Here is a 19,400-nt window from a genome sequence, read left to right as displayed (position 1 = left end):
CCCTACAGGTACTGGCCGGTGCTCGGCGTGGTCTCGATGGTCCGGCCGGGCTCGCTGCCGCCCTTGCCCTGGACGATCGTGCGGATGTACGTGATCCGTTCGCCCTTCTTGCCAGAGATCCGTGCCCAGTCGTCAGGGTTCGTCGTATTGGGCATGTCCTCATGCTCACGGAACTCGTCTGCCACAGCCCGCAGCAGGTGGTCCATGCGCAGGCCCTTGGAACCCGTCGTGAGGAGGTCCTTGATCGCGGCCTTCTTCGCGCGGTCCACGACGTTCTGGATGACCGCCCCGGAGTTGAAGTCCTTGAAGTACAGGATCTCCGTGTCCCCGTTGGCGTAGGTGACCTCGAGGTACTCGGTCGACTTGTCCGTCGCGTACATGGCCTCGACGGTGCGCTGGATCATCATCCCGACCGTGGCGTTGGCGTCGCCCCCGTGCTCGGCGAGGTCCTCGGCATGGATGGGCAGGTCGTCGGTCAGGTACTTCGAGAAGATGTCTGCCGCCGCCTCGGCATCCGGCCGGTGGATCTTGATCTTCACGTCGAGCCGCCCGGGCCGCAGGATCGCGGGGTCGATCATGTCCTCGCGGTTGGACGCGCCGATGACGATGACGTTGTCGAGCCTTTCGACGCCGTCGATCTCGCTCAGCAGCTGGGGCACGATGGTCGTCTCCACGTCGGAGGACACGCCCGTGCCGCGGGTGCGGAACAGCGAGTCCATCTCGTCGAAGAACACCACGACCGGGCTGCCGTCCGAGGCCTTCTCCCGGGCGCGGGAGAAGATGAGGCGGATGTGCCGCTCCGTCTCGCCAACGTACTTGTCGAGGAGCTCGGGCCCCTTGATGTTCAGGAAGTAGCTCTTGACGTCCTGCGCTCCAGGACGTTCCGAGGCCCGCACCGCCAGGGAATTGGCGACGGCCTTCGCGATGAGCGTCTTTCCGCAGCCCGGAGGGCCGTACAGGAGGATGCCCTTGGGCGCCTTCAGCCCGTGCTCACGGTAGAGGTCCGGGTGGAGGAACGGGAGCTCCACGGCGTCGCGGATCTGCTCGATCTGCGACGCGAGACCCCCGATGTCGGAGTAGCTGATGTCCGGCACCTCTTCGAGCACGAGGTTCTCGACCTCGGAGCGCGGCACCTTCTCGATCGCGCAGCCGGTGCGGTTGTCCACCGCCACGGCGTCGCCGACGCGCAGGCGCTCGAGCTGGAGCGGACCCGCCAGCCGGAGGACGCGCTCCTCGTCGCCGCGTCCGATCACGAGGACGCGGTCGTTGCCGAGGAGCTCCTTGATGGTCACGAGTTCGCCGGAGCGTTCGAAGCCGAGGCCCGCCACGACCTCGAAGGCCTCGTTGAGGAGGACTTCCTGCCCCACGCTGAGCTCGTTCAGGGAGACGAGGGGGCTGAGTCCCACGCGCATCTTGCGGCCCGAAGTGACGACGTCGACGCTCTCGTCGGTGACCGCGGTCGAGGCGCCCCCGGCCGGGCGCTTGCGGTTGAGCTGGACGATGCTGCCGAAGCTGTAGGGCGGCTGGCCCTCGTGCTCGAGCGCGGCCTTGAGCCGGACGATCTCGGCCTTGGCCGCTTGGAGCATCTCGGTCATGCGCGAGTTGTTCCCGGTAGCTGCGGCCAGCTGCCGGTCGACCGCCCGGAGCTTGTCGCGGAGCACGTTGATCTGCCGTTCCGCGATGCTCAGCTGCTCGGCATGTGCAGCCGGCGGGACGGGCTCGCGGCCCGGTCCGGCCTGTTCGTTGTCCACCATCGCGTCTCACATCCTCTTCGACACGGGCGGCTGGCTTGCGGCCACCCTGCACCCGGAACCTGCCCGGATGCACCCTCATGAAACGACACTAGCGCGCCTTTCCGCTCGCGCTGCGTCAGGGAGGCGCTTGGAACCGAAGAGTTACATCAGGGTTTCCGGATGGTGGACAGCGGGTGGTCAGGCTTCCGGAGATCCGGCCCTCGCGTCCCTCGCGGCGCGCCGGAGCTTGCGGTCGGAGACCTGCCGCTCCCCCACCGACTCGGGGGTCCAGGCGTTGAGGTCCTCCTCGCTGAACTCGGCCTTGTTCCGCTTCTTCCGCACGAGGGGCTCGACCCCCTCCGCGAGCCGACGGGTCACGAGGAGGAAGCCGGTGTGGCCCACCATGCGGTGCTCGGGCCGCACCGCGAGCCCCTCGAGGTGCCAGCCGCGGACCATGGACTCCCAGGCGTCGGGCTCGGTGAAGCGGCCGTCGGCCCGGATGGCCTCCGCGGTCCGGGACAGCTGGGTGGCCGTCGCCACGTAGTTGATCCAGACGCCTCCCGGCGCGAGGACCGTGGCCACGGCGTCGAGGCACTCCCAGGGCGCAAGCATGTCGAGCACCACGCGGTCCACGCTGCCGGGCTGCTCAGCCTTGACCACCTCGTCCTGGAAGTCGCCGAGGGAGATCCTCCACGCGGGGTGCGGGCCGCCGAAGATGGTCTCGACGTTGCCGCGTGCGATGTCGGCGAACTCCTGGCGCCGCTCGAACGAGTGGAGGTAGCCGCCGTCGCCCACGGCCCGCAGGAGCGAGATGGAGAGCGCGCCGGAACCGACGCCCGCCTCGACGACGCGCGCGCCGGGGAAGATGTCCGCCATGGTCACGATCTGCCCGGCGTCCTTGGGATAGACCACAGCGGCGCCGCGCGGCATCGAGAGGACGAAGTCGCTCAGCAGCGGCCGCAGGGCCTGGTACTGGTGCCCGGCCGTGTTCGTCACCACGGACCCGTCGGGCCTGCCGATGATCTCGGAGTGGTTGAGGAATCCCTTGTGGGTGTGGAACGCGCCGCCCTCAGCCAGCGTGATGGTGTTCATCCGCCCTCGCTCGTCGGTCAGCTGCACGCGCTCGCCGACACGGAACGGCCCGCGGCGCTGCGCCGCCCCCGTGGGTCCTTCCGCGGCGGTGTGCTGGGTGCTCAGGCTCATGGTGTCCTTTCTCAGAGGTGCCCGGACTAGCGGGCGGGACGGCCGGAGATGGCCGCGACGACGTCGCGCTGGTTCAGGAGCCCCACGACACGCCCGGCCCCGTCGACCACCGCGTACTCGGTGCCCGAGAGCTTGGCGAGGTACTGGATGAGCTCCTGGCCGCCCGCGGTGTCAGGGACGTACGCCCCCGGGGCCAGGGCGTAGCCGACGGCGGTGACCGGCGTCGTCGCCCATGCCGTCTCGGGGACGCGGGCGACCGCGCTCGGGTCGACCACGCCCTGGGGCTTCCCGTCCGGTGCGCAGAGCACGACGGCGGTCCCCGCCGAGGCGCCGGCCTGCAGGGCCTGCTCGACGGTGGCGAAGTTCGGCACGCCGACCGCGGGCACAGCCAGACGCCCGGCGACCACGGCGGGCAGGCGGGTGCGGAACCCCGCGTGCCGGATCGAGGCCGAGGCTCCCTGCCACAGGAACATGGCGACGAGGAGCGTGACCATCATGAAGGGCAGGTCCGGCGAGGCGCCGCTTGCCATCGGCACCACGACGGCGAAGAGCACGAGTCCGATCACGATCGCCCGGCCGGTCCAGCCAGCGGCGATGGTGCCCTTCTCCTGGGAGCCGGTGGTCTTCCACACGGCGCTCTCCACGATGCGGCCGCCGTCGAGCGGCAGGCCGGGCAGGACATTGAAGACCGCGATGAGGAAGTTGGCCCACAGGAAGATGTTCACGAGGATGTCGGCGACACCCGTCAGGTGCACGGTCGTGACCACGAGCCATCCCACGCCTGCGAGGACGAAGTTCGCGGCGGGTCCGGCCAGGGCGACGACGACCGACTTCCCCGGAGATGCTGTGAAGGACTCGAACTGCGTGTGGCCGCCCCACAGGTTGAGCACGATCTTCTGGCTCGGCCAGCCGAACGCCCGCGCGGTGATGGCGTGGGCGAGTTCGTGGACCAGCACCGACGCGAGCAGCAGGACGGCGTACGCGAAGGCTACGAGGTAGGCCGCCGCCCCGAGTTGCGGCTGCCGCGACTGCAGCGTCGGCCCGTAGGCCACCACCGTGAATCCGGCGATGAGGAACCAGGAGTAGGCGAGGACGATGGGAACGCCCGCGATGCGTCCGAGGGGAATCCCCTCGCGCCGGTTCTCGGCCTCGTGGCCGCCGCTCACGCGGGGTCTCCGACGGACGCCGCCTCGATGGCCGCCCGGAGGGTCCTCGCGAGGTCGGCCGGGGTGCGGTCCGCGAGGGTCTCCCAGTGCTCCACGCCGAGGTGCACGGGAACCGCGAGGGCGTTCGGCACGACGACGGTGGCCAGGTTCGCGGCGGTCGCGGAGGTCGCGCCGGGGGTCGAGTCCTCGATGGCCACGCATTCGGCCGCCTCGAGGCCGCCGAGCTCGGCGTCGAGGAGCTCGATCCCCCGCAGGTACGGCTCGGGGTGGGGCTTGCCGTTGGCGACGAGGTCGCCGGTCACGACAGCCGAGAAGGTTCCCTCGGGCAGGTGGTCGACGATGCGGTGCGCCATGGGCGCCTCGGACATCGTCACCAGGGCGCACGCTACGCCGGCCTCTCGGAGCCCAGTCAGGAGCTCGCGCGCACCGGGGCGCCAGGGCACGGCGCTGCCGAGCTGCTCGACGACCCGCCCGGTGAGCGTGTCGATGATCTCGCGGACGTCCATCCGGACGCCCCCGTCCTGCAGGAGGCGGGCGGACGTCGGGAGCGCCTGGCCGACAAGGCGCATGGCCTGTTCATGGCTCCACTTCCCGCCGAACCGCTCGACGAGCTCTCGCTCGGCCGTGATCCAGTAGGGCTCGGTGTCGACGAGGGTGCCGTCCATGTCCCACAGGACGGCACGGAGCGGCGCGAGCTGGCTGGACACAGGGCTGTCGGCGGAGTTGTCGGCAGGGAGACGCATATGCACCAGTCTACGGTGGCTTCCGATGGCCCTCCGGCGGCTGGCGCTAGTCTGGTGCGATGAACGAGTTCGACGCCGATGCACCGGCCCCGCACCCGGGCCTCTTCGCGCCCCCGGCCGAGGGCGAGCGCGTGACCGTCATGCTCGCAGCCTTCGAGGGCTGGAACGACGCCGGCGAGGCCGCGAGCGACGCGCTGAGGTTCCTGCGTCGGCAGTTCGATGCCCAGAAGGTGGGCGCGACCGAGGCCGACGACTACTACGACTTCCAGTTCACCCGCCCGACCGTGCGCCGCTCGGGTTCGGGCCGGCGCCGGATCAAGTGGCCCACCACGAAGGTCTCGACCGCCCGCGTCCCGGGACACCCGGTGGATCTGGTGTTCGTGCAGGGCACCGAGCCCTCGTACCGGTGGCGCGCGTTCACCGAGGAGCTGCTGGAGTACGTCGAGGACCTCGAGGTGGACTACCTCGTGGTGGTCGGGGCGCTGCTGGCCGACGTCCCGCACTCGCGGCCCATCCCGGTGACGGCGACCAGCGAGAACGACGAGCTGCGCGAGCGGCTCTCCCTCGAGGCGTCCCAGTACGAGGGACCGACGGGGATCGTCGGCGTGTTCGCCGACGCCGCGGACCACCACGGCACGCCGACCGTGTCCCTGTGGGCGGCCGTGCCGCACTATGTCGCCCAGGCGCCGTCCCCCAAGGCGCAGCTGGCCCTGCTCCACCGGATCGAGGAGATGCTCCAGATCCCGCTCGACACGAACGAGCTCGCCGAGGACGCCGAGGCGTGGGAGCGCGGCGTCAACGAGCTCGCGACCGAGGACCCCGAGGTTGCCGCCTACATCCACCAGCTCGAAGAGGCCAAGGACACGGCGGACCTCCCCGAGGCCACGGGCGAGTCGATCGCCCGGGAGTTCGAGCGGTACCTCAAGCGCCGCGGCAAGGAAGGCCCCGGGCGCGACCTCGGCTGAGCGCGCTCCGGCGCGGCTAGAGCGCCACGCCGAGCAGCGCGTCGACCGCCGCGCTGACCAGCGCGCCGTCGTCCGTCTCCGCGCCGCCCGGGGTGCTGGCCGCGCAGTCGTCGGCCCACTTGTCCACGGCCGCGAGGGCGCGCGGTGCGTCCAGGTCGTCGGCGAGGGCACCGCGGATCTCCGCCAGCAGCGGTTCGGCGGAACCGGGCAGGGCGCGCACGACGGCGCCGCGCCAGTTCTCGAGCCGGCGCACCGAGGCGTCGAGCAGCTCGTCGGTCCACTCCCAGTCGGAGCGGTAGTGGTGGGCAAGGATCGCGAGGCGGATCGCGGCGGGGTCGACGCCGGCGGCGCGCAGCTTCGACACCAGGACGAGGTTTCCGCGGGACTTGCTCATCTTCTCGCCCTCGTAGCCCACCATGCCCGTGTGTGCGAAGTGCTGGGCGAGGGGCACGTGATCCATGCTCCAGGCGTGGCCCGCCCCCATCTCGTGGTGCGGGAACGCGAGGTCGGAGCCGCCCCCCTGGACCGTGAACGGGGCGGGGAGGAACCTGCGTGCGATCACCGTGCACTCGATGTGCCATCCGGGGCGGCCGGGGCCGAGCGTGCCGCCGTCCCAGTGCGGCTCGCCGAGGCGCGCCTCGCGCCAGAGGATCGGATCGAGCGGGCTGTGCTTGCCGGGCCGCTCGGGGTCGCCGCCGCGGTCGCCGAAGACCTCGATCATCTCGGCGACGGTCAGGTGCGAGACGTGGCCGAGCCTCCAGGCGTCCGGCGAGTCGGCACGGCGGGTGGCCTCGGTGACGTCGTAGTAGACGTCGCCGTCCGGCTCGCCTTCGGCTCCGGCGAGCTGGTATGCGAGGCCCGCATCGAGGAGCTTCTCGACCTCGGGAATGATCCACGGGATCGACTCGACCGCGCCGACGTAGTGGTCGGGGGCGAGCACATGCAGCGCTTCCATGTCGGACTGGAACAGCGCGATCTGCTGGCGCGCGAGCGTCCGCCAGTCAACGCCGGTGGCGTCGGCCCGCTCGAGGAGCGGGTCGTCGACGTCGGTCGTGTTCTGCACGTACTTAACCGTGCTTCCCGCGTCGCGCCACACGCGGTTGAGGAGGTCGAAGGCCACATAGGTGGAGGCATGGCCGAGATGCGTCGCGTCGTAGGGCGTGATGCCGCAGACGTAGAACGACTGCTCCGGGGCGGCAGGGATCTCGACCGTGTCCCGTAGCCGGGAATCAAACAGCCGGATCGAGCCGCTCGTCCCGGGCAGCTGTGGAACGGGGGTCTGCCTCCAAGTTTTCACCTCACCAGCCTAGTGCCCGGCCGAGATGACACCGAAACCGAGGAGCACGTACAGGGCGGCACCGAGACCGATCCGGTACCAGACGAACAGGCGGTACGAGCGCGAGGAGATGTAGCGCATGAACCAGCCGATGATGACGAACCCCACGACGAAGGCGATCACGGTGGCCACGGCCGTCTCACCGAGGCCGTAGGGACCGCTGCCGAAGCCGTCGCGGAGGCTCTTGGCAAGCTGGTACAGGCCCGAGCCGAAGACAGCCGGGATCGCGAGCAGGAACGAGTACCGCGCGGCGGCCTCCCGCGTGTAGCCCATGAACAGGCCTGCGGTGATGGTGCCGCCCGAGCGGGACACGCCGGGGATGAGAGCGAGGGCCTGGGCGAAGCCGTAGATCACGCCGTGGCGGGTCCCGAGGCGGTCCAGGGTGCGCACGTGCCGGCCGAGGGCGTCCGCCGTCGCGAGGATGAGCCCGAAGACGATGAGGGTCGTCGCCGTCAGCCAAAGGCTCCGGAACACCGTTTCGATCTGGTCCTGGAAGAGCAGGCCGAGGATGACGATCGGCACGCTTCCGATGATCACGAGCCAGCCCATGCGGGCATCGGGGTCGTTGCGCGGGATCCTGCCGGTCAGGGAGGCGAACCAGGCGCCGATGATGCGGACGATGTCCCGCCAGAAGTAGATGATGACGGCCGTCTCGGTGCCGAGCTGGGTGATCGCGGTGAACGCCGCCCCGGGGTCCTCCGCGTTGGGCAGGAACTCCCCCACGATGCGCAGGTGCGCGCTCGAGGAGATGGGGAGGAACTCGGTCAGCCCTTGGATGAGGCCGAGGAAGGCGGCTTCGAGGTAATTCACGGGGCCACTCTAGTGGGCCGCCGCTCCCTCGCCCCTCAGGCGGTGCCGCCGCACGGCGAGGCCGTCAGGCGCCGCCACCTTCGCGCGCGGCGTCCTCCTCGGCGTCCTCGTCCTCCTCGGTGGACTCGTCGTCGTCCTCATCCTCGTCGTCATCGTCGTCGTCCGAGTCGAGGAGGTCGATGGGGAGGTCTTCCCCGTAGGCGTCGTAGAGCGCGTCCGCGTAGGCCTCGAAGGCGTCGGCGATGGCGAAGAAGGCGGACTCCACCGCCGGGTCGTCGTCGCCGCGGCGGGATGACGCCGCCACCAGGTGCTCCTCCAATGCAGCCGTCAGCGAACCGAGGGCCACGCGCGGGTCAATGCTCATGGGTGCCACGGTAGTCTGAATGGGAGGGCGTGCCTAGGGACGTGTCCGGGGACCTTCCGGGGACCTGACGCGAGGTTCGCCCAGTCGACCCAGCAGGAGGAAGCGAGGGCCATGAAGGAACGGATCCTCACCACCACGCCCGACCGCGCAGCGGGAGCGGGGAGGCAGTACGAGTACCTGGTCCTCTCGGTCGCGCCGGGGGATTCCGTGGCGGACGCCCGGCAGCGCGTGCGCGAGCACTCCGAGTACGGACGATGGGAACTCGAGCGCAGCCGCCTCTACATGGGCGGCGGGCGCCAGTACTGGCTGCGCCGGAAGATCATGCTCGTCGAGCGCACCGCGTAGGGCGGGCCGCGGGCGTCGGCCCCGCGCCGGCGTCAGTCCTCGAGGGGTCCCAGCAGCGCGGCGGCGACGCTCGCGTGCGCGGACTCCGGGTCGGACGGGTGGTACACGCCTGCGGCCGCGTCCCGGTAGAGCCGTTCGAGCTCGCTTCCCCTGAAGTAGGCCGCTCCTCCCCCGACCCTCATGGCGCCGTCAAGCACCGTCCGGGCGGTCTCGGTGGCCCGGTGCTTGAGTCCGCTCAGTGCCGGGAACCAGCGCGGACCCCTGTCGACGAGGGCGTCGACGTCGGCCGCTACTGTGCCCAGCTGCGGCAGGATCGCGTCGACGGCGAGGCCCATCTCGGCCACCTGCCAGCGGATGTCCGGGTCCTGCGCGTAGGGCCGGCCGCCGTTGCGGGCTGACTTCCGGCGATGCGCGGCTGCGACGGCGAGTTCGAGCCCGCGCTCGGCGATGCCGGTGTAGACCGCGGCCAGGAGCGTCTCGAAGCACGCGAAGATCGCGAAGATCAGCAGATCCGGGCTCGGACCCACGGGGATGCGCCGGATGACGCGCTCGGGGCGGAGCACAGCGCCCTCCAGGACCGTCGAATAGGACTGGCTGGCACGCATGCCGAGCGTGTCCCAGTCCTCGACATGGCGCCAGCCGGGGGCGTCGCGGTCCACGAACCCGTACACGAGGCGGGGCTCGTCGCCGCTCGCATCCTTGCCGAAGGTGCCGAGGCGGGTCCACACGGGGGCCAGGGACGTGAAGATCTTCGTCCCCGTGAGGAGGTACCCGCCGTCGTGCGTGGGCTCGGCGACGGTGTTGGCGTCGAAGAGCACGGAGTCGTTGCCGGCCTCCGAGATCCCGAACGCGAAGACCTCGCCGCCTGCGGCCTCGCGCAGGACGAAGTCAAGGCTCGTGTCGCCGCGGTCGGCGAAGACCTTGGCCACGCCCGTCCACACGAGGTGCATGTTGACCGCAAGCGCCGTGGCGGGCGCTGCGGCGGCGAGGCGACGCTGGAGGCGCACGACGTCGGCCAGGCCCGCTCCCAGCCCGCCCTCGGACTCGGGGACGAACGCCTTGAGGTAGCCGGCCAAGACGAGGGCGTCGAAGTCCTCGTGCGGGAACTCGTTGCGCTCGTCGTAGCCCGCCGCGCGCGAGCGGATCTCCTCCAGCAGGGTGTCGGGGAGGACGGCCTCGGGGTCCAGCGGCATGGTTCTCTCCCTCTGGCGGGTCTCAGTAGGTGGTGAGCAGGCGGCGGAGGACCCGGGCGCCGAAGCGGAGCGATTCGGCGGGGACGCGCTCGTCGACGCCGTGGAACATCGCCGGGAAGTCGAGGTCCGAGGGAAGCTGGAGCGGGGCGAAGCCGTAGCCGGTGATGCCCAGGCGGCTGAGGGACTTGTTGTCCGTGCCGCCCGAGAGCGTGTACGGGAGCACGACCGCGTCCGGGTCCTCGGCCTCGAGCGCGCCCACCATCGCCTCGACGAGCGGGCCCTCGAAGGGAGTCTCGAGCGAGACGTCGTGGTGGACGTAGCTGAACTCGACGCCCTCGCCGGCGAGCTCCTTGAGCTTGGCAAGCAGGAGCTCGTCCTGACCCGGGAGGGTACGGGTGTCGATGCGGGCTTCGGCAGCCCCCGGGACGACGTTGTCCTTGTAGCCGGCCTTGAGGACGGTGGGATTCGAGGTGTTCTGCAGGGTGGCACCGACGAACCTCGCCACGGTGCCGAGCTCCTTGAGGAGGATCTCCGGGTTGTCCGGGTCGAACTCGACCCCGGTGAGCTCGGAGACGCCGTCGAGGAACCGGCGGGTCGTGTCGGTGAGCTCGATGGGCCAGGTGTAGTCGCCGATCCTGGCCACGGCGCGGGCAAGCCGGGTCACCGCGTTGTCATCGTTGACCTGCGATCCGTGGCCGGCGCGGCCGCTGGCCTTGAGGCTCAGCCACCCGAGGCCCTTCTCCGCCGTCTGGAGGAGGTAGGCGCGTTTGCCGCCGATCTGGGCGGAGAAGCCGCCGACCTCGCTGATCGCCTCGGTGGCGCCGTCGAACAGTTCGGGGCGGTTGTCCACGGCCCAGCGCGCGCCGTAGGCTCCCCCGGCCTCCTCGTCGGCGAACATCGCGATGACGAGGTCCCGCTTGGGCCGGGTGCCGGTGCGCTGCATCTCGCGGACCACCGAGAGGATCATGGCGTCCATGTCCTTCATGTCCACCGCGCCGCGGCCCCACACGAGGCCGTCCTTGAGCTCGGCCGCAAAGGGGTCGACGCTCCAGTCTTCCTTCTGGGCGGGGACGACGTCGAGGTGGCCGTGGACGACCAGCGCGCCCGCGCCCGGGTCGGTCCCCTCGATGCGGGCAACCACGGAGGCCCGACCCGGTGCCGACTCGAAGATCTCCGCCTCGAGCCCGACCTCAGCCAGGAGGCCCGCGGTGTACTCGGCAGCAGCCCGCTCGCCCGGCCCGGCGCCGTCGCCGTAGTTCGAGGTGTCGAATCGGATGAGGTCCTGGCAGATCTGCACCACCTCGTCCTCGGCCGCTACGGCGTTCGAATCGACGGCAGGGCTCTGGGTGGGGCGGTCAGTCATGGGTCCTCCTCAGCGTCTCCGGTGGTCCCAGCCTAGACCCGTGGCGAAACGCCCCCGGATTTCGGCAAATGCCCGATCTCGTGTAGAGTCTTACTCGCTGCCCGGGAGGGAAACACACGATGTTTTCGGTTCTCGGCGCCCACCTGCGCGGGTGGCGGAATGGCAGACGCGCTAGCTTGAGGTGCTAGTGCCCGAATAGGGCGTGGGGGTTCAAGTCCCCCTCCGCGCACACTGGGAAGCCCCGGTCTTCGGACCGGGGCTTCCGTGCTTTCCGGACCAGCGCCGCGACCCCCCGGGCCCCCGCGCCGTGGTCATCAGCGGCCCTGAGATGGTGTATGGTTGTATATCGCTGCCGGGGACGGAAACACTCCATCTGGAGACCTCGGAAGCCGCCTGCGCGGGTGGCGGAATGGCAGACGCGCTAGCTTGAGGTGCTAGTGCCCGAATAGGGCGTGGGGGTTCAAGTCCCCCTCCGCGCACAGATAGAGCGCCCTCGGTCCGATGACCGAGGGTGCTTTTGGTTTTGGGTCCTCGGCCCTTGGCGTGTCCTCCCCTCCCGGGCGTAGTGTCCGGAAGTGTCAATGGCACTGAGAGGAGACTGAGGCATGAAGGCGTGGCAGTTCACCGGCACGAACAAGGCGCTCGAGTTCAATGAGGTTCCGGAGCCGCACGCGGGTCCCGGGACGGTGGTCGTCGAGGTCAAGGCAGCGGGCGTCTGCCACTCCGATGTGACCGCACTGGACGATCCGGGCTGGATGCCCCTGTTCCCGCACCCCCCCCGCACGATGGGCCACGAGAACGCCGGCGTCATCACCGAGGTCGGCGAGGGGATGGAGCAGTGGAAGGTCGGCGACCGCGTCGGCCTCGCGCCCGTCATGAGCGACGGCGACGCTCTGGGCTACGGCAAGTGGGACGGCGGATTCGGCCCGAAGCTCCTGGCGACCTCGGACAATCTGGTCCGGCTGCCGGACGAGGTGCCGTTCGACCTCGGCGCCATGGCCACCGACGCGGGCCTGACCGCCTACCACGCGATCATGGCGGTCGGCGGCGCGAAGGCGGGGATGAAGGTCGGGGTGATCGGCCTGGGCGGCCTCGGGTACATCGGCGCCCGCGTCGCCGCGCTCTCGGGCGCGGAGGTCTACGGCGCGGAAATCAACCCGGAGACGCAGAAGCTGGCCGGCGAGATCGGGCTCGCGGACGTCGCCGACTCGATCGACGCCTTCAAGGACAAGAAGCTCGATCTCATCGTCGACTACGCCGGCTTCGGCACCACGACCGCCGCCGCGATCGAGACTCTCGGCGAGTTCGGCACGCTCGTCCAGGTGGGCATGGGACGCCTCGAGGCGACCATCAACACCTATCCGATCATCATCAACCAGCTCACGATCAAGGGCTCGAAGTCCGGCACCCGTGAGGACCTCGAGGGCATCTACGAGCTCATGAAGTCCGGCGAGCTGAACCCGCCCATGAACCTCATCACCCAGGCCGACATCCCCGACGCGATCGACAAGCTCCGCGCCGGCGGAGTGGTCGGCCGCTTCATCGCCCTCTACGAATAGGACCGCCTTCCGCTCCGACGCACGACGGCGCCATCGCCCACCTCTCGCTGTGGGCGGCGGCGCCGTCGCGTCGGCGCATACCCAACGGCGCACGATCCCCCGGAAGCGGGAACGGATCAGGCCGCCGTGTGGAAGACGTACTCTCCGCCGGGGAACTCGACGCGGTGGCCGATGGTCTCCCGGGTTCCAGGCAGCGGAGGCGCGGTCGAGGTGTAGCAGTGGCCGGTCGGCGTCGTGACCGCGACGGTGTGCCGGGTGGCAGCGATGGTGCCCTCGGTCCATCCGGGCGCTTCTTTCGCCTGATTGCACCGTTCGCACAGGCCTTGGCCGTTTGCCGCGGAGGTAGGGCCGCCCCGGGCGGAAGGAGTGATGTGGTCAGAGTGGCGGATCGGAGCCTCGCACCAGGGGTTCCGGCACGTCTGGTCGCGCAATGCGATGAACTCCCGGAGCCCTGTCGGGAAGGTCCGCGAGCGCGAGTCCATCGCCGTCAGGGAACCGGCAGCGGGTGCGACATAGAGGCGCCGGAGGACCGCCCCAGCCCCTGAGCCGAGTGAGCTCAGGATGAGGTCCCTCGCAATCTGGGCCGGAAGGACGCCGTATCCGGAGAGAACCGCGGGTTCGGCGGAACCGGCGACAAGCGCGGAATCCGCCATCACGACGTTCACTGCGATGCGTACGTCTTCCGCGCGCTTCTGGCCGGTCACGCGCTCGATGAGCGTGTCGGCCATGATCTGATCGCGGGTCCTGCGCTCGTGCTCGCCCTCCCCCGCGACGCGGCTCGAGTCGGCGGCCAGAGTCAGCGCCTTGTAGGCGGCAACCCCCTGCGCGGCAGGCACAAGGCACGAGAGTATTGCCATAGAGTCCGGTGCTGGGCGCAGGGTGACGCGTCGCTCGGCCATAGCCCGCCGAGACCGTTTGACCGCCGCTGCCGGATCAAGTCGCTGGGCGTGCTTGCGCGCCTCGGCGGCGAGCTGCCGGTCTCCAACGCCTCCCTGGGCGTAGAGCGGCACCATTGCTTCATCGACGCGGGTCCTGTCCTCGAGGTCGAGGCACGCCGTCTCGCGGACGACGAGCGTGGCCCGCCACTCGTTGATCCGGCCTGCGGCAAGCGCATTGAGCGTGTGCGGCATCTCGTTGACTAGCGCCTTGGCCAGTCCGAGGAGACGGCCGCCTTTGGAGGGCGACTCGCCTCGGGCCAGTGCGACGGCATGGCCGGCCTCAACGGCCGGGTCCACCGGGCGCGGACCGATCCCCACTCGCTCGGCGTCGCCCTCGGTTCCATACCTCACTGCCGCATCGTCAGCGCGCCGCTCCCTGATGCGCTTCTCGAGGAGCACGCTGCAGCGGGCTTGGCTCGCCGAAGCCGCTGCCGTGAGCCGCTCAAGGGAGGCGATCTGCTCTATCAACGCAGCCTCGCTCAGCGAAGCGTCGCTCCCAGAACCGGCACCAAGCGCTGTTGCCCACGACGCGATCTCCGAAGCTGTCGGGGCCACCGACTCCCCGACTTCTGCCAGCACCGCCGCGAGGACCCGGGAGAAGTCGACAGGCTCGTGCTGCAGGCGAGTGCCTGCAGCGCTGTCGAGAACCTTCACACTCCCGGACAATTCGAACATGTATTCGATTCTAGCGGCACTGGCCGGTGCTGCCCACCCTGTGGAGGACCAATGGAGTCTGTCCGCGGCGGACGCTGCGGCCGCTACCGTTTACGTGACGAGCTGCACCGCGGTGAGTGACGCCGTCGTGTGTCACCAGCCAGCACTGCGCGCCTGCTTGACCAACCTTGCCCGCCTTGAGCAAACGAAAGGGACCAGCCTCAGGCTGGTCCCTGCCTTCTCCGCCCGTCGGCGTCAGCTCACGATGCTGCCGCGCGGGGGTTCGAAGCCTTGGTTCCACTCGGCTGCGCGCCCATGCCGCCGATACGGGCGAGGATCGTCTGCATGCCCTTGTCAGCCTGGGCTCGGCTCAATCCGCTGTTCTTGCCGATGAGCGAACCGGCGCCGAGGTCGATCCGGGCATCGGATAGGACCGACCGGCGCGGTGATTCGTGACGGCTGCTCTTCTTGCGGTTCAGTGCCATGGCGACCTCCCTCTGCCCCGAGTCTACTGTGAGCGGGCCCGTTTCCACAGGGACCTGGCCATCCGCCGCGCGTTCACGAGGTACAGGACAAGCCCGATGAGGTTCGCCACCGCGACGACCACGACGACGAGCCAGAGAAGGTCCCACCACCACGGCTCGAGCGGAACCCCGACGCCGATCCCAGCCGTGAGCAGCACTCCGGCACACGCGATGAGCAGCAGCCTAAGCGGAAGCAGCATGGCTGCCAGCGCTCGGTGTTCGGGAGCGCGCGCCATCCACGACAGGAACAGGGCTGGCCCCACGAGGAGCAGCGAGACCGCCTGTGACGGCACCGTGAAGCGGGGCGAGACGATCGGAGCGCTGAAGAACTTCTCCGCGGCCACCGCCACGGCGAACAGGAGCACGACCAGCACGCCCACGACCGTGAAGGTGAAGACGCCCGAAGCCGCCGGGACGAGCTCGACGCTCACCTCCGCCCCCGAATAGGTCTCCGACGGCGCGAACGCGACATGGGCGGTGCTCCGCGGCTTGGCGGGGACGTCCTCGCGAGGGTCTGCGACATACTCGTCGCCAGCCGTCTCCTGCACGCTGAGCCGGCGGACGACCAGACCGGCCGGCGCACTGAACTCGACATGCTGGCTGTGCGCCAGGCCCGCGTCGGGGAGGTCGAACTCGATGATGCCGACCCTGTTGCCGAGATCCGGGATCGGCAGGCTGCGGTCATAGGAGAACTTGACCACGGTCCTCTTCCCGACGAGGTCTCCCTCGACCTCGACCACGAGGAGGAACTGGTCCAGAAACCCCTTCACCATCCGCGCGACCACCGCCCTGCTCTCCGGGTCGGCGATGCCGCTCCAGGGCATGAGGTTCCCGTCGACCTCGTCCTCGATTGCCCTCCTCGCCTCGGCGGACGCCTCGGCGGGGTTGAACCCGACGACGCGGTGTATGAGGTCCCGCATCTGCTCGGACTCCTCGGTCGGGCGGGGCATCCCGGGGCTCGTGATCTGGACCAGCATCTCGACGGCGAGCTGCGTGTTGTCGTCACGGCCGAGCACGGGCATCGGGTGGTCGGCCGGGCCGGTGGCCGACACCCGGCGAAGCGCGCCCTTCTCGATCAGGGCGAGCGGCACCAGGATGCCCCCGTCGGACCCAGGCACTGCCACGTCCGAGGGAAGCGTGAAGTCGAAGGAGATTGCGCGACGAGTGGTGCCAGTGGCACCGAGGCTGATCGCGTCAACCCGCCGGTGCACCCAGAGGGGCGCCCCGAACAGCAGCGCGGCAATGCGCCTGCCCCTGTCTGGAGAGTCGCCCAGTCCTGGCCAGTTGATCTCGTCGCTCTCCACCACGCCCCAACCCTATCGACCGCGAGTAGGTGAAAGACCCGGCGAACGTGAGGAGCGGCCGAGAACGGACTGTCCATGGGCCCCTTGACCGGTCGGTCGAAGGGGCCGAACCATGGAGCCGGGATGAAGAGGAGGACCACCCGGTGACCCGTTCCGTGCTGTACATGTCGATGTCTCTGGACGGCTTCATCACGGGCCCCGATGACGGGCCGGAGAACGGCCTCGGCACCGGCGGTGAGGCACTGCATGCCTGGCTGTTCGATGGCGACAACGAAGTACGCGGCGGAGCCGGCGTCCCAGTCATCCGCACCAGCGCGGCCAGCCTTCCCGTGGTCCACGAGATGCTGGCCACGGGCGCAGTCCTGTCGGGACGGCGCACGTTCGACGCCGCCCGCGGCTGGGGCGGCGACCACCACAACGGCGTCCACATCGAGGTGCTCACCCGCACCGAACCGGGTGCCGACGACGTCCAGGGCCCCAGGATCCGCTACGCCACCGACGGCATCGAGGCGGCGATGGCACGCGCCAAGGCCGCCGCCGGAGACCGCGACGTGATGGTCCATGGAGCGACGACCGCGCAGCTCGCACTGCAGGCAGGCGTGCTGGACGAGATCCAGATCCACCAGGTCCCCCTGCTGCTCGGAGCCGGCCGGTCCCTGTTCGGCACGCTGGGCTCGCCCCACCCGCTCGAGCTCCTACGCGTCATCGACGCCCCGGGTGTCACGCACCTGCGGTACCGCGTGCTCCGCTGACACGCCTGCCGCTCTCCGGGAGCAGATCCTCGACGCCAGGCTCCGCGTCACGGCGCCGCCCACCACGAAGGTGAGCGGCGCCGTCGAGCGTCAGCCGATGGGCTCACTCGAGCCGGGACACCGACCCCACAAAGTGCCGCCGGCCCGACTTCGCGTTCCAGCCGACGAACTCCGACCGCTCCCAGACCTCCTCGGCATCAGGGATGTCTGTGATGTTCACGGCCACCCGAGCGGGCAGGAACACGGGTGCCTCGAACTTGATGTCCCACGCGAACGCGTCGCCCTTGGCCGTTCCGACCTCCGCGAGCGCGCGCGAGGCGAGGTACATCCCGTGCGCGATCGACCGCTGCATGCCCAGCGCCCGGGCGGAGAGGGAGCTGAGGTGGATCGGGTTGAAGTCGCCAGACACCGCTGCATACTCTCGGCCGGTCTCAGACCCGAGCTGCCAGAGCGCCGTCGGCAGCGGGGGCCGGAAGTCCTCCCGCGGCGGGGCGGCAGCGGGCTTGTCGACGCCGGGCAGGAAGACGCCCTTCGCGATCGAAGTGGCTACCCCGCGCCACACGGGCTCGCCTCCCCCGGGCCGCCGGATCTCGACCACGCTGTCCACGAGGGTCCCCGCCCGGTGCCCGGCCAGGTTCTCTGCCCAGGCCACGACCTCGAGCTCGTCGTCATACGACACCGGCTCGCGGTACTCGATGTGGTTGCGCACGTGCACCATGCCGAGCAGCGGGAGCGGGAAGTCCTCGCGGGCCAGAACGCTCATCGCCACGGGGAACGCGAGGGTGAACAGGTACCCCGCGGGCACGACGTCGCGTGCGGCCTCCCCGAGCAGGTGCTGGTATGCCGTCAGCTTGGCCAGGTCAGGACGCACGACGGCGACGCGGTGCCTCGCGCGCGGCAGCCGCCTCGTGCCGTTGCGCTTGGCGATCAGCAGGCGCGCTGACGCGGCGGCTGCTCCCGCGAAGAGCTTTGCGAGGCTCGGCACCTCGGCAAGCTCGACCGTCTCGATCCCCCGCGCCGGCGCGCTCACTGCCCCATCCAATACTGACCGCACACGCGCAGGACGTTACCGGAGACCCCTCCCGCCGCATCAGAGGCCAAGAACCCTATTGCCTCCGCGACGTCCACGGGCTGGCCCCCCTGCTGGAGCGAGTTGATCCGGCGCCCGACCTCGCGCATCCCGAGGGGAATCCGGGCCGTCATCTCGGTCTCTATGAATCCCGGCGCCACCGCGTTCGCGGTCCCTCCCGTCGCGGCGAGCCGCGCCGCCGTGGAGCGGACCATGCCCATGACCCCGGCCTTGGAGGCCGCGTAGTTCGTCTGCCCACGGTTCCCCGCAATGCCCGACGTCGACGCGACCGAGACGATCCGGAAGCCCTCGCCGAGGTTTCCCGAGGCGAGGAGCGCGTCGTTGATCCGCAGCTGGGCCGCGAGGTTCACCGCGATGACCGCGTCCCACTTCGCCGCGTCCATGTTGGCCAGGAGCTTGTCCCTCGTGATGCCGGCGTTGTGCACGAGGATGTCGAGACCGCCGTGGCGGTGCAGGGCGTGCTCGAGGATCCGCTCCCCCGCGTCCGGTTTGGTGATGTCCAGCTGCAGCGCCGTGCCCCGGACCTCGTTGGCGACCTTTACGAGCGCATCTCCGGCGGCCGGAACGTCGACGACGACGAGCTTCGCGCCGTCGCGCGCGAGCGTCCGGGCGATCGCCGCGCCGATGCCCCGCGCCGCTCCGGTCACCACAGCGACCTTCCCTGCAAGCGGCTTCTCGGGATCGGACGGGAGCTCGCCCTTGGCCGTGCCGACGGTCAGGAACTGCCCGTCGACGTAGGCGGCCCGTCCGGACAGGAGGAACCTCAGCGCTCCGAGCGCGCTCGGCGCATCGACGGGAACGCCCTCGGCCAGCAGGATCCCGTTGCCGGTCGCCCCGTTGCGGAGTTCCCGTGCCAGCGAGCGCAGCGCTCCCTCGACGCCGGAGCGCGCCGCCGCGAGAGCGGGCTCGTCGGCAGTGGAGGAGCGCCGCGAGACCGTCACGACCCGCCCGCTCGGGGCAAGGGAGCGCAGGGGGCGCCCCGCTGCGAGGAATAGCCCTGAGAGGTCCTCCGGCCGGGCGATCCCGTCGAGCGCCAGGACAATCGCGCCCAGGCGAGCGCCGCCCTTCCCCGCCCCGGCGGCAGGCACGCCGGACGACGTCGCCGCCGCACCGCCGTCGTGCGTCTCGCCGAGGTTACGGAGGACCTCGACGTCCCAGCCCTTGAGCGCGGTCTCGAGCGCGTCGGCGCCCGGACCGGCGCCGATGAGGAGCACGGGCCCCGGCACGAGCGGCGCGCCGGGCTCGTGCCGCCGGAGCGTCACGGGCTGCGGCAGGCCCAGCCGCTTGGCGAGGTCGCGGCCCCAGCCGCGCGAGACGAAGTCGGTGTACTTGTCAGCCATGTCTGCTCCTCGTTCCCC

18 protein-coding genes and 2 tRNA genes are annotated in these 19,400 nt (G+C 70.3%); 6 read left to right on the top strand and 14 right to left on the bottom strand.

Going from position 1 to position 19,400, the window contains the following annotated elements; genetic code table 11:
- Positions 1–2 precede the first annotated feature (2 nt).
- The 4 genes from arc to CGQ25_RS07665 form a co-directional block, all read right to left on the bottom strand.
- Complete coding sequence (arc, locus tag CGQ25_RS07680; RefSeq protein ID WP_208712536.1) at positions 3–1,754, bottom strand: proteasome ATPase; 1,752 nt, start codon at positions 1,752–1,754, stop codon at positions 3–5.
- A gap of 177 nt (positions 1,755–1,931) precedes the next feature.
- A complete protein-coding gene (locus CGQ25_RS07675) occupies positions 1,932–2,936 on the bottom strand; it encodes a tRNA (adenine-N1)-methyltransferase (RefSeq protein ID WP_208712535.1) in 1,005 nt (334 codons plus the stop codon).
- A gap of 26 nt (positions 2,937–2,962) precedes the next feature.
- A complete protein-coding gene (locus tag CGQ25_RS07670) occupies positions 2,963–4,102 on the bottom strand; it encodes a site-2 protease family protein (RefSeq protein WP_208712534.1) in 1,140 nt (379 codons plus the stop codon).
- Entirely contained in the window at positions 4,099–4,845 is a 747-nt protein-coding gene (locus CGQ25_RS07665) for an HAD family phosphatase (RefSeq protein WP_208712533.1), read from the bottom strand. The genes CGQ25_RS07670 and CGQ25_RS07665 overlap by 4 nt, the downstream gene beginning before the upstream one ends.
- A gap of 59 nt (positions 4,846–4,904) precedes the next feature.
- On the opposite strand from CGQ25_RS07665, the gene CGQ25_RS07660 reads away from it, so the two are divergent.
- Complete coding sequence (locus tag CGQ25_RS07660; RefSeq protein WP_208712532.1) at positions 4,905–5,810, top strand: PAC2 family protein; 906 nt, start codon at positions 4,905–4,907, stop codon at positions 5,808–5,810.
- 16 nt (positions 5,811–5,826) lie between these two features.
- Here CGQ25_RS07660 and mshC read toward each other — a convergent pair whose 3' ends face one another.
- From mshC to CGQ25_RS07645, 3 genes are all read right to left on the bottom strand, one after another.
- Entirely contained in the window at positions 5,827–7,107 is a 1,281-nt protein-coding gene (gene mshC / locus CGQ25_RS07655; RefSeq protein ID WP_208712531.1) for a cysteine--1-D-myo-inosityl 2-amino-2-deoxy-alpha-D-glucopyranoside ligase, read from the bottom strand.
- Positions 7,108–7,116: 9 nt separating this feature from the next.
- On the bottom strand, positions 7,117–7,956 hold the full coding sequence (locus tag CGQ25_RS07650; RefSeq protein ID WP_208712530.1) for an undecaprenyl-diphosphate phosphatase: 840 nt from the start codon (positions 7,954–7,956) through the stop codon (positions 7,117–7,119).
- Between the two features lie 64 nt (positions 7,957–8,020).
- Positions 8,021–8,320, bottom strand: coding sequence for a hypothetical protein (locus tag CGQ25_RS07645; RefSeq protein ID WP_208712529.1), 300 nt, complete (start codon positions 8,318–8,320; stop codon positions 8,021–8,023).
- Positions 8,321–8,431: 111 nt separating this feature from the next.
- Here CGQ25_RS07645 and CGQ25_RS07640 point away from each other — a divergent pair, with 111 nt between their 5' ends.
- Positions 8,432–8,665 carry a DUF5703 family protein gene (locus CGQ25_RS07640; protein ID WP_208712528.1) on the top strand — a complete coding sequence of 78 codons (234 nt, stop codon included), beginning with the start codon at positions 8,432–8,434 and terminating at the stop codon, positions 8,663–8,665.
- Between the two features lie 32 nt (positions 8,666–8,697).
- Here the strand turns inward: CGQ25_RS07640 and CGQ25_RS07635 are convergent, their stop codons facing one another.
- Together CGQ25_RS07635 and CGQ25_RS07630 are read right to left on the bottom strand one after the other, a co-directional pair.
- Positions 8,698–9,852, bottom strand: a complete 1,155-nt coding sequence (locus CGQ25_RS07635) for an acyl-CoA dehydrogenase family protein (RefSeq protein WP_208712971.1) — start codon at positions 9,850–9,852, stop codon at positions 8,698–8,700.
- Positions 9,853–9,880: 28 nt separating this feature from the next.
- Positions 9,881–11,221, bottom strand: coding sequence for a M20/M25/M40 family metallo-hydrolase (locus CGQ25_RS07630; protein WP_208712527.1), 1,341 nt, complete (start codon positions 11,219–11,221; stop codon positions 9,881–9,883).
- Between the two features lie 145 nt (positions 11,222–11,366).
- Here CGQ25_RS07630 and CGQ25_RS07625 point away from each other — a divergent pair.
- The 3 genes from CGQ25_RS07625 to CGQ25_RS07615 all read left to right on the top strand — a co-directional run bounded on the left by CGQ25_RS07625 (position 11,367) and on the right by CGQ25_RS07615 (position 12,780).
- Positions 11,367–11,450 (top strand) — tRNA-Leu (locus CGQ25_RS07625).
- A 166-nt stretch (positions 11,451–11,616) separates the two neighbouring features.
- Positions 11,617–11,700, top strand: a tRNA-Leu gene (locus tag CGQ25_RS07620).
- Positions 11,701–11,826: 126 nt separating this feature from the next.
- Entirely contained in the window at positions 11,827–12,780 is a 954-nt protein-coding gene (locus CGQ25_RS07615; protein ID WP_208712526.1) for a zinc-binding dehydrogenase, read from the top strand.
- A 116-nt stretch (positions 12,781–12,896) separates the two neighbouring features.
- On the opposite strand, the gene CGQ25_RS07610 is transcribed toward CGQ25_RS07615, so the two are convergent.
- The 3 genes from CGQ25_RS07610 to CGQ25_RS07600 form a co-directional block, all read right to left on the bottom strand.
- The gene (locus CGQ25_RS07610; RefSeq protein ID WP_208712525.1) at positions 12,897–14,393 is read right to left on the bottom strand and encodes an HNH endonuclease signature motif containing protein; all 1,497 of its coding nucleotides are present in this window, start codon (positions 14,391–14,393) and stop codon (positions 12,897–12,899) included.
- Positions 14,394–14,632: 239 nt separating this feature from the next.
- Positions 14,633–14,857: a hypothetical protein gene (locus CGQ25_RS07605; RefSeq protein WP_208712524.1), complete on the bottom strand. Its 225-nt coding sequence runs from the start codon at positions 14,855–14,857 to the stop codon at positions 14,633–14,635.
- A 23-nt stretch (positions 14,858–14,880) separates the two neighbouring features.
- Positions 14,881–16,203 carry a hypothetical protein gene (locus tag CGQ25_RS07600; protein ID WP_208712523.1) on the bottom strand — a complete coding sequence of 441 codons (1,323 nt, stop codon included), beginning with the start codon at positions 16,201–16,203 and terminating at the stop codon, positions 14,881–14,883.
- Between the two features lie 140 nt (positions 16,204–16,343).
- On the opposite strand from CGQ25_RS07600, the gene CGQ25_RS07595 reads away from it, so the two are divergent.
- Positions 16,344–16,952 (top strand): dihydrofolate reductase family protein, encoded by a 609-nt coding sequence (locus tag CGQ25_RS07595; protein WP_208712522.1) that lies wholly within the window; start codon positions 16,344–16,346, stop codon positions 16,950–16,952.
- 103 nt (positions 16,953–17,055) lie between these two features.
- On the opposite strand, the gene CGQ25_RS07590 is transcribed toward CGQ25_RS07595, so the two are convergent.
- Positions 17,056–17,982 (bottom strand): MaoC/PaaZ C-terminal domain-containing protein, encoded by a 927-nt coding sequence (locus CGQ25_RS07590; RefSeq protein ID WP_255405654.1) that lies wholly within the window; start codon positions 17,980–17,982, stop codon positions 17,056–17,058.
- Positions 17,979–19,382, bottom strand: a complete 1,404-nt coding sequence (locus tag CGQ25_RS07585) for a 3-oxoacyl-ACP reductase (protein WP_208712521.1) — start codon at positions 19,380–19,382, stop codon at positions 17,979–17,981. Before CGQ25_RS07585 ends, CGQ25_RS07590 begins: the two co-directional genes overlap by 4 nt.
- Positions 19,383–19,400 lie beyond the last annotated feature (18 nt).

The sequence above is a fragment of the Sinomonas sp. R1AF57 genome (assembly GCF_002224485.1).
GTDB lineage: Bacteria > Actinomycetota > Actinomycetes > Actinomycetales > Micrococcaceae > Sinomonas > Sinomonas flava.
Note: the sequence above shows the minus strand (reverse complement) of the source record. Positions and strands in the feature narration are given on the sequence as shown.

What these genes read in the sequence shown, in the direction of transcription:
- arc (WP_208712536.1), bottom strand. Translation starts at nt 1,754, where the DNA reads ATGGTGGACAACGAACAGGCCGGACCGGGCCGCGAGCCCGTCCCGCCG.
- CGQ25_RS07675 (WP_208712535.1), bottom strand. Translation starts at nt 2,936, where the DNA reads ATGAGCCTGAGCACCCAGCACACCGCCGCGGAAGGACCCACGGGGGCG.
- CGQ25_RS07665 (WP_208712533.1), bottom strand. Translation starts at nt 4,845, where the DNA reads ATGCGTCTCCCTGCCGACAACTCCGCCGACAGCCCTGTGTCCAGCCAG.
- CGQ25_RS07660 (WP_208712532.1), top strand. Translation starts at nt 4,905, where the DNA reads ATGAACGAGTTCGACGCCGATGCACCGGCCCCGCACCCGGGCCTCTTC.
- CGQ25_RS07645 (WP_208712529.1), bottom strand. Translation starts at nt 8,320, where the DNA reads ATGAGCATTGACCCGCGCGTGGCCCTCGGTTCGCTGACGGCTGCATTG.
- CGQ25_RS07640 (WP_208712528.1), top strand. Translation starts at nt 8,432, where the DNA reads ATGAAGGAACGGATCCTCACCACCACGCCCGACCGCGCAGCGGGAGCG.
- CGQ25_RS07630 (WP_208712527.1), bottom strand. Translation starts at nt 11,221, where the DNA reads ATGACTGACCGCCCCACCCAGAGCCCTGCCGTCGATTCGAACGCCGTA.
- CGQ25_RS07615 (WP_208712526.1), top strand. Translation starts at nt 11,827, where the DNA reads ATGAAGGCGTGGCAGTTCACCGGCACGAACAAGGCGCTCGAGTTCAAT.
- CGQ25_RS07610 (WP_208712525.1), bottom strand. Translation starts at nt 14,393, where the DNA reads ATGTTCGAATTGTCCGGGAGTGTGAAGGTTCTCGACAGCGCTGCAGGC.
- CGQ25_RS07605 (WP_208712524.1), bottom strand. Translation starts at nt 14,857, where the DNA reads ATGGCACTGAACCGCAAGAAGAGCAGCCGTCACGAATCACCGCGCCGG.
- CGQ25_RS07585 (WP_208712521.1), bottom strand. Translation starts at nt 19,382, where the DNA reads ATGGCTGACAAGTACACCGACTTCGTCTCGCGCGGCTGGGGCCGCGAC.